The organism is Pseudoxanthomonas sangjuensis, assembly GCF_010211755.1.
Taxonomy (GTDB): domain Bacteria; phylum Pseudomonadota; class Gammaproteobacteria; order Xanthomonadales; family Xanthomonadaceae; genus Pseudoxanthomonas_A; species Pseudoxanthomonas_A sangjuensis.
In genome coordinates this window covers 98667-110482 of the sequence record NZ_PDWR01000002.1, presented here as the reverse complement: position 1 = coordinate 110482, position 11816 = coordinate 98667, and the positions used below count along the sequence as shown (strand labels likewise).

Below are 11816 nucleotides of genomic sequence, written 5' to 3'. Positions count from 1 at the left end.
GTCAGTCCACCAGCGTCGCCGGCCGCGTGCGGCAGTGCTCGACGCAGCGCGCGATGTCGGCGAAATCGGGGATGCCGTACCAGAACACCTTCCACTTCTCCTGCTTGTAGCAACCGTCGGATTCGGCGTAGTAGAAGATGTTGACCTGGTTCTGGTGGCGCGAGCGCCAGAACATCCGCGGGTTCTCCTCGCGCGCGACGTGCCACACGGCGCGGCCCAGGCCCTCGCCCTGCGCCTCGTCGAGCACGGCGAACTTGTCGAGGTAGGCGAAGCCTTCCTCCCGGGTCAGGATCATCGCCGCGCGGTAGCTTTCGCTGACGTAGATCCGGTACGGCTCGGTCTTCTCGAAGTAGTCCGGGATCAGCTTGCGACCGAAGCTCGATTCGATCAGCGCGCGCATCCGCCCGAGGTCGACGCCCTGCCACGAATCGAAGCGCAGCACGCGCTCGCCCCGGCGCAACATCGTGCCCGAGCCGCGGTGGGTGAACAGTTCCTTGGCCAGCTCGTCCGGCTTCGTCATCGACACCGACGACGTCAGCGGCAGCGCGTCGAGCAGTTCCTTGATCTGTTCGACCTTCACCCGCATGCCGCCGTTGATCCACGGCTGCGCCATCAGCTCGTCGTACTCGGTGGTCAGGTTGATCGACTCGATCAGCTTGCCGTTCTCGTCGAGCAGGCCGCCGGTGCCGGTCAGGAACACGATCTTGTACGGCTGCAGGGTCTTGACCAGCTCGTTCGCGGCCCAGTCGGCGTTGATGTTGAGGTACTGGCCGCCGGCGGTGACGCCGAGGCTGGCGATGACCGGGATCGCGCCGATGCGGATCGCCGCCTCGATGCCGGCGGTCTCGACATGGCTGACGCGGCCGACCAGGCCGTACTTGTCGAGGTCGAGGAATTCGGCCTCGAACACGTTGGTGGTCAGCGAGGTCGCGTGCACGCCCTGCGCGTGCAGCTCGGAAACGAGCCTCATGTTCTCGCGGACCATCACCTTGCGCGCGATGGCCAGGCCTTCGTTGCTGGTGAAGCGCAGCCCGTCGACGGTCTTCTTCCCGATGCCGGCGGCCGCCAGCTCCTCGTCGAGCTGCGGGCCGGCGCCGTGGATCACGATCGGGGTCAGGCCGACCTGCTGCAGGAACGACAGCGACGATACCAGCGCATCCATGTCGTCGCGCAGGATCGCGCCGCCGACCTTGATCACGGCGAAGCGCTTGGCGTCCAGCTCGGAGAACCGCTTCAGGTACTGGTCGATCTCCTTCGCGCTGCCCATGTTGGAGAGCAGCTTGACGATGGTCTGGCGCGTCTGCTTGTTGGATTCGATGTTCATTGCGTCGGGCGATGATGCGGCTTCAAAGAAGTTTGGCGACGGTTTCGGCGTAGTGCCGCAGTTGTTCGAGGGAAACCCATTCGTCGGCGGTATGCGCCTGGGCGATGTCGCCGGGGCCGTAGACCAGCGCGGTCAGGCCGGCGGCAGAGAACAGCGAGGCCTCGGTCCAGAAATCCACCGCATTGCCGATCGGCAGGCCGAGTTCGTCGGCCAGGTCGCGCGCCTGCAGGCGGCGCTCCTCGGCGCGCGCCACGTCGCCGGACGGCAGCGACGGCCCCCAGAACGTCGGCTCGTATTCGGCCAGCGCATCGGGATTGGCCAGCGCCTTGAACGTGGCGTGCAGCTCGTCCGCGTCCTGCGACGGCAGCGGGCGGAAGCCGAAACGCACCTCGGCGCTGGGCGCGATCATGTTGGCCTTGATCCCGCCTTCGACCTTGCCGATGTTGAAGCGCAGCCCGGTCAGCCCGCCGAAACGCAGGTGCTTCTGCGCTTCGACGTGATCCAGCGCGGCCGCACCCCAGCGCATCGCGTTGTGCAGCGCGCTCAATTGCAGCGCGTTCTCGGCCGAGGCGTGGCCGGCCTGCCCCTTGAACGCCATGCGCACCGCGGCGATGCCGCGATGGGCCAGCACCGCCTCGCCGCGGGTCGGCTCGGCGATGACGGCTTCGCGGAAGCCGTATTCCTTCTCGTTGCGCGCCAGGAACGCGGCGATGCAACGCGCATCGTTGGCTTCCTCGTCGCTGCTGAAAAGGAAGGCGGCATCGCCCTTCCCCGCCTGCGCGGCGGCGATCAGCGCGGCGGCGGCGCCCTTGATGTCGCAGGCGCCCAGGCCGATGGCGCGGTCTTCGGTCACGCGCAGCCTGAACGGATCGGCCGTCCACGCCGGCGACGACGGCACCGTGTCCAGGTGCACGTTGAACACGCGCCGCGGATTGCCGCGCACCGCGAACAGCGACACCGCGCCGGCGCCGTGGTCGGTCACTTCGACCCTGAAGTCCGGCAGCTGCGCGCGGATGTAGTCGAAGATCCCGCCCGTGGTGATCTCGCGCGGCGGGTTGCGGGTGTCGAAGGACACCAGCGCTTCAAGATGAGGGAGGACGTTTGAGAGCATCGTCGTTTATCCGTTGTCATTCCGACCGGAGGGAGGAACCTGCCTTGAAAGCAGCAGATCCCTCACTGCGTTCGGGATGACAAACGTCAGCGGTTGATCTCGGCCCACAGCGTAGAGCTCATGCCGAACAGCTTGATGAAGCCCTCGGCCTCCTCCACGCCCCAGTCCGCCGACTGCGCGTAGGTCGCGCCCTTGGCGTTGAGGATGTGCGGCGACTCCACCGCCACCGCCTCGACCCGGCCGCCCGGCGTGCGCAGCGTGACCGTGCCGTTGACCGTGGCCTGCGACGAGGCCAGGAACGCCTCCAGGTCGGTCTTCAGCGGATCGTGGAAGAAGCCTTCGTAGACCAGTTCGACCCACTTGCGCGCCACTTCCGGCTTGAAGCGGTTCTGCTGCTTGCTCAGCACCGCCTCCTCCAGCGCGCGGTGCGCGGCCAGCAGCGCGACCAGGCCCGGCGCTTCGTACACGATGCGGCCCTTCAGGCCGATCACGGTGTCGCCGGTGTAGACGCCGCGGCCGACGCCGTACGGGGCGAACATGGTGTTCAACTTCGCCAGCAGGGCCGCGCCTTCCATCGGCTTGCCGTCCAGTTCCACCGCTTCGCCGTGGCGGAAGGCCACCTTGACCAGCAGCGGCTGCTCCGGCCACGCGCTGCGCGGCGCGCACCAGCCGCGCGCGCCCGCGCCCGGGGCTTCCCACTTGTCGATCTCGGCGCCGGACATGGTCACGCCCAGCAGGTTCTCGTTGATCGTGTACTGCTTCTGCTTGGAACGCACGCCGAAGCCGCGCTCCTCGAGGTACTTCTGCTCGTAGGCGCGGGTCTGGGTGTGCTGCTTCTGGATTTCGCGGATCGGCGCGACGATCCGGTAGTCGCCGCTGGCCTTGATCGCCAGGTCGAAGCGCACCTGGTCGTTGCCCATGCCGGTGCAGCCGTGGGCGATATGGCGGGTGCCGAGTTCGCCGGCGCGCTTCAGCGCGGCGTCGACGATCAGGTAGCGGTCGGACACCAGCAGCGGGTACTGGCCCTGGTAGCCCTCGCCCGCCCACACGAACGGCTTGACGAAGCCTTCCCAGATGGCGGGGCCGCCGTCGACGGTGACGTGCGAGGCCACGCCCAGCTCGGCGGCGCGGCCCTCGATGTAGGCGCGCTCCTCGGCGTCGACGCCGCCGGTGTCGGCGAACACGGTGTGCACGGCGTAGCCCTGTTCCTGCAGGTAAGGGATGCAGAAGCTGGTGTCGAGGCCGCCGGAGAAGGCGAGGACGATGTCATTGCTGCTCATGGGGTTTTCTTCTTTCCGTGGGATGTGTAGGGCGGGTCCTGACCCGCCGGGGTTCGCGATGGCGGGTCAGGACCCGCCCTACCTCATTGTTTCGCCAAGGCAGCCATGATCGCCTTCTGCACGTGCAGGCGGTTCTCGGCCTCGTCGATGGCGATGCACCGCGGCGAATCCATCACCGCGTCGGTGGCCTTGACGTTGCGGCGCAGCGGCAGGCAGTGACTGAACACGCCGTTGTTGGTCAGCGCCATCTTCGCCTCGTCGACGATGAAGTGCTTGTACTGGTCGCGGATGGGTTTTTCCGGCGCCCAGTTGCCGAAGTACGGCAGCGCCCCCCAGCTCTTCGCGTACACGACGTCGGCGCCGCGGTAGGCGCTTTCGATGTCGTGGCTGATGGCGAACGAGCCGCCGCTCTCGGCGACGTTCTGCTTCGCCCAGCCGATGTAGCGCTCGTCGAGCACGTACTGCTCGGTCGGGCACAGCAGGGTCACGTCCATGCCAAGGCGGGTGGCGATGGTCAGCGCCGAGTTGGCCACCGCGGTGTTCAGCGGCTTCGGGTGGTAGGTCCAGGTCAGCACGTACTTCTTGCCGCGCAGGTCGGTGGTGCCGAAGTGCTCCTGCAGCGCCAGCGCATGCGCCAGCTCCTGGCACGGGTGGGTGATCGTCTCCATGTTGATCACCGGCACCGGCGAGTACCTGGCGAACGACTTCAGCACGATGTCCTCGCGGTCGTACTGCCAGTCGACGAACTTCGGGAACGCGCGCACCCCGATCAGGTCGACGTAGCGGCCCAGCACGCGCGCGACTTCGGCGATGTGTTCCTCGGTGTCGCCGTCCATCACCGTGCCCAGGTTGAACTCGATCGGCCACGCGTCCTTGCCCGGCTGCAGCACCACGGCATGGCCTCCGAGCTGGAACGCGCCCAGTTCGAAGCTGGTGCGGGTGCGCATCGACGGATTGAAGAACACCAGCGCGATCGACTTGCCCTTCAGCGCGTCGCCGACCTTGCTGCGCTTGAAGATGGCGGCCTGCGTCAGCAGCGCGTCGAGTTCGGCGCGGCTCCAGTCCTGCGTGTTCAAGAAGTGTTTGATTGAAGCAGGCTTCAACGGCATCGCTTGCATCCTCCGGCGGTGGGGTCGTCCGGGCCATCGTGTAACCGACCCCGGTTTCTTGCTTGTGAAACTTTTGCTGGCGCGAAAACGAAAAAACCCAGCCTCAGGCTGGGTTTCCGAACGGACGGCACGAAGCTCCGGTTACCCAGCGAGAGAGTCGGGTTCCGGTCGGCGCGCGCGCGAGGTCATGCCGGAGGCCATCCGGGCAGAGCTGGCGTGGGCGTGCGTGGTCGCGTTCATCATGCGAATGTTCGCACGTGCCATGCGCCGGCGCAAGGGTTTCAGGGGACCGTGTCGCTGCCGGGCAGGTACGGCGTGACCGAGATGCGGATGCGCAGCCGGTTGCCGGGGTCCTCGGGCAGGCGCGCGCGGTACTTCATGCCCTTGTACATGTAGTCCACGTCGTAGGCGATGGGCGCCTGGGCATCCTGCTGGGTTACCGTGCGGCAGTTCGGCTTCCGCTCGGGCTCCGGGTTCGCGGCCTGGGCCTTGTCGTCGGCGAACCAGCCCTTGACGCTGCCCCACATCCGCGACCAGCGCCCTTCCTCCTTCGGCAGCTCGACCGGCTTGCCGGCCGACTTCGCCTGCCGGGGCGCTTCGTCGCAGACCTTTTCGCTGCGCCTGGCACGCTGGGTCGCGTAGACCGGCTCCACGTTCAGCACCTGGGCATAGTCCAGGCGCACGTTTTCGATCCGGAGCGGCGGCGCGTCGTCCTGCCGGGCCAGTACCGGCGAAGCGGCAAGCAGCAAGCAGAACGACAGCGGCAGGAGGCGGTGCGGAGACGTGAGGCCGGACAACTTCGGATCCCGGTGGTCTTAACTGGTCTTGTAGTGTAGAGGGCGAGCCTTGCGACGGGCTGAACCACGGGCAGGCGGGGGCACGGGCCGGTAGAATTGCCGGGTTCCTCACACTTCCTCCCCGATGAGCCTGCGCCTGCACAACAACCTCACCCGCCGGGTCGAGGAATTCCGACCGCTGGACCCGGCCTGCCCCACGATGTACGTGTGCGGCCCCACCGTCTACAACTACGTGCACATCGGCAACGCGCGCGGGCCGGTGGTGTTCGGCGTGCTGGCCGCGCTGCTGCGCCGGCGCTTCGGCGCGCTGCGTTATGCCCGCAACATCACCGACGTCGACGACAAGATCAACACCGCGGCGCAGGAGCTGGGCGTGCCGATCTCGGCGATCACCGGGCGCTACGCCGACGCCTACCGCGAGGACATGGCCGGGCTGGGCGTGGCGGGCGAATTCGCCCCGGACATCGAGCCGACCGCGACCGGGCACATCGCGCAGATGATCGCGATGATCGGGGGTCTGGTCGAATCCGGCCACGCCTACGTCGCCGAGGGCCACGTGCTGTTCGCGGTCGGCACCTTCGAAGGCTACGGCAAGCTGTCGCGGCGCGACCCGGAGGAAATGCTGGCCGGCGCCCGCGTCGAAGTGGCGCCGTACAAGCGCGACCCGGGCGATTTCGTGCTGTGGAAGCCGTCGGCCGAGGGCCTGCCCGGCTGGGACTCGCCGTGGAGCCACGGCCGCCCCGGCTGGCACATCGAATGCTCGGCGATGGCCGAGGCGCACCTGGGCGAGACCATCGACATCCACGCCGGCGGCGTCGACCTGCAGTTCCCGCACCACGAGAACGAGATCGCGCAGAGCGAATGCGCGCACGGCGGCAAGGTCTTCGCCCGCTTCTGGCTGCACAACGGCATGCTGAACTTCGGCGGCGCGAAGATGAGCAAGTCGCTGGGCAACATCGAGCGCGTGCACGACCTGCTGCAGAAGCACCCGCCCGAGGCGCTGCGCTACGCGCTGCTGTCGGCGCATTACCGCCAGCCGCTGGAATGGAACGACGCGCTGATCGAGCAGAGCGTGCGCACGCTGGACCGGCTGTACGGCACGCTGCGCGACCTGGCCGGCGTCGAAGCCGTGGCCACGATCCCGCCAAGCGTCGAGGACGCGCTCGACGACGACCTCAACACGCCGCTGGCGCTGGCCGAGGTCGCGCGCATCGCCGGCGAGGCACGCAAGGCGACCGACGCCGACGAGAAACGCCGGCTGAAGTCGGAACTGCTCGGCGCCGGCTTCGCCCTCGGCCTGCTGCAACAGGAACCGGCCGCGTGGTTCGCCCGCGGCGCCTCGAGCGACGACGACGCACGCATCCAGGCGCTGGTCGAGGAGCGCAACGCGGCGAAGAAGGCGCGCGACTTCGCCCGCGCCGACGCGATCCGCGACCAGCTGGCTTCCGAGGGCGTTTTGCTGGAAGACACACCGCAGGGCGTAAGGTGGAAACGTGCGTGACCCACTCCCCTTCCCTGTAGGAGCGGCGTAAGCCGCGACCTGCCGGACCGTGCAAAAAGCATCGCGGCTTACGCCGCTCCTACAATGACCGAAACGACTTTCCCGCTCGAACCCACCGCCGCCGAAGCGCAGCAGGCGATCCGCGACGAGTTCGCCTTCTTCGGCGACTGGTCCGAGCGCTACCAGTACCTGATCGATCTCGGCCGCAAGCTGCCGGCCTTCCCCGAGGAATGGAAGACCGAGGAACATCGCCTGCTCGGCTGCCAATCGCTGGTCTGGATCGTGCCGGGAGGCGACGCATCGAAGCTCGACTTCCAGGCGATCAGCGACTCGGCCATCGTCTCCGGCCTGATCTACCTCGCCCTGCGCGTCTATTCCGGGCGCAGTGCCGGGGAAATCCTCGGCACCGAGGCCAGCTACATCGCCGACATCGGCCTGGCCAAGCACCTGTCGCCGACGCGCAGCAACGGCCTGGCCGCGCTGCTGGACTTCATCCGCCGGACCGCGCAGGCGGCGGAAGACGGCACCGACGTACGGCAGGCGCGGCAGGCGTGAGTGCGGAAGCCGCCGAGCCGCCCGGCGCGCTTTCGCTGCTGCGCAACCGCCGCTTCGCCGCGGTACTGGCCTACCGCATCTGCGCCCTGCTTTCGTACCAGATCGTCGCGGTCAGCGTCGGCTGGCACATCTACGAGCTGACCCGCAACACTTTCTCGCTCGGCCTGGTGGGCCTGGCCGAAGTGCTGCCGTTCTTCTGCGTGGCGCCGTTCGCCGGCCATCTCGTCGACCACCTGCCGCGGCGCAGGCTCGGCACGGCCGCGTGCGCGGCGCTGGCGACGACCGCGCTGGTGCTGGCCGCCGTCGCCCTGGACCTGCTGCCGGCACGCGGCACCTGGCCGATCTACGCGGCGATCGCGCTGACCGGCATCGCGCGCTCGTTCCTCAGCCCGATCTTCAATGCGCTGTTCGCGCGCGTGCTGGCACGCGAGGACTTCGTGCGCGGCGCCGGGCTGGGCAGCGTGGTGTTCCAGACCGGGCTGGTCGCCGGCCCGGCGCTGGGCGGCCTGCTGGTCGGCTTCGGCGGCAAGGCGCTGGCCTACGGCGTGGCAGCGGCGTTCGCGCTGCTGGCCGCGGCGGCACTGTCGCGGCTACAGGTGGAAGAGCCGACGCCGCCCGCGGTCAGCCCGCCGATCTTCGCCAGCATCGCCGAAGGCATCCGCTTCGTGTTCGCCCACCAGATCATGCTCGGCGCGATGGCGCTGGACATGTTCTCGGTGCTGCTGGGCGGCGTGGTCGCGATGCTGCCGGCCTTCATCCACGACATCCTGCTCTACGGCCCGCAGGGCCTGGGCATCCTGCGCGCGGCGCCGGCGCTGGGTTCGATCGGCGTCGGCCTGTGGCTGGCGCGGCATCCGCTGCAGCGGCACGCCGGCCGCGTGCTGTTGTTCGCGGTGGCCGGCTTCGGCCTGTGCGTGATCGCATTCGGCCTGTCGCGCAGCTTCTGGCTGTCGGCGGGCATCCTGCTGGCCTACGGTGCGTGCGATGGCGTGTCGGTGGGGGTGCGCTCGACGATCCTGCAACTGGCCACGCCCGACGAGATGCGCGGGCGGGTGTCGTCGATCAACGGCATCTTCATCAGTTCGTCGAACGAACTCGGCGCGTTCTACGCCGGCACGATGGCGCGATTGCTGGGATTGATCCCGGCGGTGCTGGTCGGCGGCTGCGCGATCCTCGGCGTGGTCGGCACCACGGCGGCGAAGGCCCCCAGGCTGCGACGGCTGGACCTTCGCGAACTGGAATAGACCCGGCCCGGTTTTCGCGCCGCCCGGAACGCGGAAGCCCCGCTTTCGCGGGGCTTCGCAACGGAACGACGGGTTCGGGTTCGGGACGGATCAGTCGCCCTGCTGCTTCTGCAGGTGTTCCCAGCGTTCCTGCTCGTCGATCGTGCGCTCGGCGGTCAGGCGCACTTCCAGCCGCTCCAGGCCGATTTCCTCGCCGGAATCGACGCTGTAGCCGTAGTCGCCGGCGTCCAGGCGCTTGAGCGTGCTGTCGATCTTGCCGATCAGCTTGCGGTAGCGGTCGCGGGTGCGCAGTTCCAGCGAGTTCTCGGTTTCGCGGGTGGCGCGCTCGGCCTCGTCGCCGATGTCGCGCACCTCGTCCTTCAGGTTCTCGATGGTCTGCTTGGATTCCTCGACCAGATCGGCACGCCATTGCAGCAGGCGCTGGCGGAAGTATTCCTGCTGCAGCGGGCTCATGTATTCCTCGTCCGGCGACGGCTTGTAGCCTGGCGGGAGGATCGGGCGGCCGGTGGCTTCGTCGGTCTTGTACGACACCCCCTTGATCGGGCCGCGCGGCGCGGGCGCGGCGGGCTTGGCGTTGCGCACGGGCACGGCGACCTTGCCGATGGGGCGGGGTTTCGGAGCGACCACTACGGGGGCAGCGGCGGGTTCGGAGGGTTTCGAATTCGTTTTGGCGGCAGGCACAGGTTTTGCGGGGGATGGGGCCTTGGCCGCGGGCGCGGGCTGGACAGCGGCTTTCGATGCAGGCGCTTCCACCCGGCCAGCGGCCTGGGCGGTGGCGGATTTGGCCGGAGCCGGCTTTGCCGTTGGCTTGGCGGCCGGCTTCGGAACGGATGCGGTCGCCTTCGGCGCGGGCTTGGCCGGCACCTTCTTGACGACGGGCTTGGGAGCGGGCTTGGCCGGCTTGACCGGCTTGGCCTTGGTTGCCGGCTTCTTCGCGGCGACCGCCGGCTTGGCCGGGACCTTCTTCGCGGCAGGCTTCCTGGCCGCGACCGCCTTGCTGGCCGGCTTGGCGGCCGGTTTCTTCTTCGCGACAGGCTTGGCGACGGCCTTCTTGGCGGCAGGCTTGGCGGCGGCCTTCTTGGCGACAGCCTTCTTGGCGGCGGTGGACTTGGCCGGCTTCTTCGGCGCGGCGGTCTTCTTGGCGGCCTTGGCGGCCTTCTTCGCAGGTTTCTTCGCGGACACGAACAACACTTCCCTGGAAACTTCCCGGGGCCCGGGAAAAGCGGGCCTTTATAGCCCACCGTGGCCGTCACGGCAACCACGCCCTTGGTCTTGCCGGTATCATGCGGGCATGCTCGGCCGCCTTCTCATAGCGTTGCTGCGGATTTACAAGCGCTTCCTCAGCCCGATGCTGGGTCAGCGCTGCCGTTTCGCCCCCAGTTGCTCCGAATACGCGATGGAAGCGATCGACCGTTTCGGACCGCTGAAGGGTTCCTGGCTGGCCGCAAGGCGCGTCGGCCGCTGCCATCCGCTGAACCCGGGTGGCTACGACCCCGTCCCTCCCCGTCCACACGACTCCGGAAGCTGTTCATGCCCGCCACGCTGATCGTCAACGCCCGCCTGGTCAACGAAGGCCGCGAATTCGACGCCGATCTCCTGGTCGAAAACGGCCGCATCGCCCGCATCGACGGCCAGATCGCCGCACGCCCCGGCGACCAGGTGATCGAGGCCGGCGGGCGCTGGCTGCTGCCGGGCATGATCGACGACCAGGTGCACTTCCGCGAACCCGGCCTGACCCACAAGGGCGACATCGCCAGCGAATCGGCCGCGGCGGTGGCCGGCGGCCTGACCAGCTTCATGGACATGCCCAACACCAACCCGCCGACGCTGGACGCGGCCGCGCTGGAAGCCAAGTACGCGCTGGCCAAGGGCCGCGCCTGGGGCAATTACGGTTTCTACTTCGGCGCCAGCAACGACAATCTGGACAACATCCGCACGCTGGACCCGAAGGCCGCGCCCGGGGTGAAGGTGTTCATGGGCGCCTCGACCGGCAACATGCTGGTCGACGACCCGGACATCCTCGACGGCATCTTCCGCGAGGCGCCGACGCCGATCATCACCCACTGCGAGGACACGCCGACCATCGACGCGAACATGGCGGCGTTCAAGGCGAAGTACGGCGACGCGCTGACCGCGGAGATGCACCCGGACATCCGCTCGCGCGAGGCCTGCATCAAGTCGACCCGGCTGGCGACCTCGCTGGCGCGCAAGCACGGCAGCCGCCTGCACGTGCTGCACGTTTCCACCGCCGACGAACTGGCGCTGTTCACCCCCGGCCCGCTGTTCCAGGCCGACGGCCGGCGCAAGCGCATCACCGCCGAGACCTGCATCCACTTCCTGCGCTTCGACCGCGCCGACTACGCAACGCTCGGCAACCTGATCAAGTGCAACCCGGCGATCAAGGACGCCGGCGACCGCGAGGCGCTGGTCAAGGCGCTGGCCAGCGACGTGCTCGACGTGCTGGCCACCGACCACGCGCCGCACACGCTGGAGGAAAAGGAAAAGCCCTACGCGCAGGCGCCGTCCGGCCTGCCGCTGGTGCAGTACGCGCTGGTCGCCGCGCTGGAGCTGGTGCACGAGAAGAAACTGAAGCTCGCGCAGGTGGTGCAGAAGTTCGCGCATGCGCCGGCGCAGCTGTTCGACGTGAAGGGCCGCGGCTTCCTGCGCGAGGGCTACGCCGCCGACCTGGTGCTGATCGACCACGACCCGTTCACGGTGAAGCGCGAAGACGTGCTGGGCAAGTGCGGCTGGTCGCCGTTCGAGGGCAGGACCTTCCAGCACCGCGTCGCCGCGACCTGGGTCAACGGCCGCATGGTCTGGAACGGCGAGCAACTGGTCGGCACGCCGGTCGGACAGCGGCTGGAGTTCGATCGTTGAAATCCGTTCGCCCGCCAT

11 protein-coding genes are annotated in these 11816 nt (G+C 68.4%); 5 read left to right on the top strand and 6 right to left on the bottom strand.

Annotation, left to right across the window (positions count from 1 at the left end; translation table 11 throughout):
- Window position 1 precedes the first annotated feature (1 nt).
- The 5 genes from CSC71_RS01450 to CSC71_RS01430 form a co-directional block, all read right to left on the bottom strand.
- The gene (locus CSC71_RS01450) at window positions 2–1324 is read right to left on the bottom strand and encodes an acetylglutamate kinase (RefSeq protein ID WP_162372564.1); all 1323 of its coding nucleotides are present in this window, start codon (window positions 1322–1324) and stop codon (window positions 2–4) included.
- Window positions 1325–1346: 22 nt separating this feature from the next.
- The gene (locus CSC71_RS01445) at window positions 1347–2435 is read right to left on the bottom strand and encodes an acetylornithine deacetylase (protein ID WP_162372563.1); all 1089 of its coding nucleotides are present in this window, start codon (window positions 2433–2435) and stop codon (window positions 1347–1349) included.
- Window positions 2436–2521: 86 nt separating this feature from the next.
- The gene (locus tag CSC71_RS01440) at window positions 2522–3715 is read right to left on the bottom strand and encodes an argininosuccinate synthase (RefSeq protein WP_162372562.1); all 1194 of its coding nucleotides are present in this window, start codon (window positions 3713–3715) and stop codon (window positions 2522–2524) included.
- 83 nt (window positions 3716–3798) lie between these two features.
- The gene (locus CSC71_RS01435) at window positions 3799–4824 is read right to left on the bottom strand and encodes an N-acetylornithine carbamoyltransferase (protein WP_162372561.1); all 1026 of its coding nucleotides are present in this window, start codon (window positions 4822–4824) and stop codon (window positions 3799–3801) included.
- Window positions 4825–5105: 281 nt separating this feature from the next.
- Window positions 5106–5621 carry a hypothetical protein gene (locus tag CSC71_RS01430; protein ID WP_162372560.1) on the bottom strand — a complete coding sequence of 172 codons (516 nt, stop codon included), beginning with the start codon at window positions 5619–5621 and terminating at the stop codon, window positions 5106–5108.
- A 124-nt stretch (window positions 5622–5745) separates the two neighbouring features.
- On the opposite strand from CSC71_RS01430, the gene cysS reads away from it, so the two are divergent.
- From cysS to CSC71_RS01415, 3 genes are all read left to right on the top strand, one after another.
- Complete coding sequence (gene cysS, locus CSC71_RS01425; protein ID WP_162372559.1) at window positions 5746–7122, top strand: cysteine--tRNA ligase; 1377 nt, start codon at window positions 5746–5748, stop codon at window positions 7120–7122.
- Between the two features lie 84 nt (window positions 7123–7206).
- Complete coding sequence (locus CSC71_RS01420) at window positions 7207–7677, top strand: SufE family protein (protein WP_162372558.1); 471 nt, start codon at window positions 7207–7209, stop codon at window positions 7675–7677.
- Window positions 7674–8921, top strand: a complete 1248-nt coding sequence (locus tag CSC71_RS01415; protein WP_162372557.1) for an MFS transporter — start codon at window positions 7674–7676, stop codon at window positions 8919–8921. Before CSC71_RS01420 ends, CSC71_RS01415 begins: the two co-directional genes overlap by 4 nt.
- Before the next feature lie 90 nt (window positions 8922–9011).
- On the opposite strand, the gene dksA is transcribed toward CSC71_RS01415, so the two are convergent.
- Window positions 9012–10103: an RNA polymerase-binding protein DksA gene (gene dksA, locus CSC71_RS01410; RefSeq protein WP_162372556.1), complete on the bottom strand. Its 1092-nt coding sequence runs from the start codon at window positions 10101–10103 to the stop codon at window positions 9012–9014.
- A gap of 109 nt (window positions 10104–10212) precedes the next feature.
- Between dksA and yidD the strand changes: the two genes are divergently transcribed.
- Together yidD and CSC71_RS01400 are read left to right on the top strand one after the other, a co-directional pair.
- Window positions 10213–10467, top strand: coding sequence for a membrane protein insertion efficiency factor YidD (yidD, locus tag CSC71_RS01405; RefSeq protein ID WP_162372555.1), 255 nt, complete (start codon window positions 10213–10215; stop codon window positions 10465–10467).
- Window positions 10452–11798, top strand: a complete 1347-nt coding sequence (locus CSC71_RS01400; protein WP_162372554.1) for a dihydroorotase — start codon at window positions 10452–10454, stop codon at window positions 11796–11798. Before yidD ends, CSC71_RS01400 begins: the two co-directional genes overlap by 16 nt.
- Window positions 11799–11816 lie beyond the last annotated feature (18 nt).

Coding starts and splice junctions, on each gene's coding strand:
- CSC71_RS01420 (WP_162372558.1), top strand. CDS start 7,207: ATGACCGAAACGACTTTCCCGCTCGAACCCACCGCCGCCGAAGCGCAG.
- CSC71_RS01450 (WP_162372564.1), bottom strand. CDS start 1,324: ATGAACATCGAATCCAACAAGCAGACGCGCCAGACCATCGTCAAGCTG.
- CSC71_RS01440 (WP_162372562.1), bottom strand. CDS start 3,715: ATGAGCAGCAATGACATCGTCCTCGCCTTCTCCGGCGGCCTCGACACC.
- yidD (WP_162372555.1), top strand. CDS start 10,213: ATGCTCGGCCGCCTTCTCATAGCGTTGCTGCGGATTTACAAGCGCTTC.
- cysS (WP_162372559.1), top strand. CDS start 5,746: ATGAGCCTGCGCCTGCACAACAACCTCACCCGCCGGGTCGAGGAATTC.
- CSC71_RS01400 (WP_162372554.1), top strand. CDS start 10,452: ATGCCCGCCACGCTGATCGTCAACGCCCGCCTGGTCAACGAAGGCCGC.
- CSC71_RS01435 (WP_162372561.1), bottom strand. CDS start 4,824: ATGCCGTTGAAGCCTGCTTCAATCAAACACTTCTTGAACACGCAGGAC.
- CSC71_RS01445 (WP_162372563.1), bottom strand. CDS start 2,435: ATGCTCTCAAACGTCCTCCCTCATCTTGAAGCGCTGGTGTCCTTCGAC.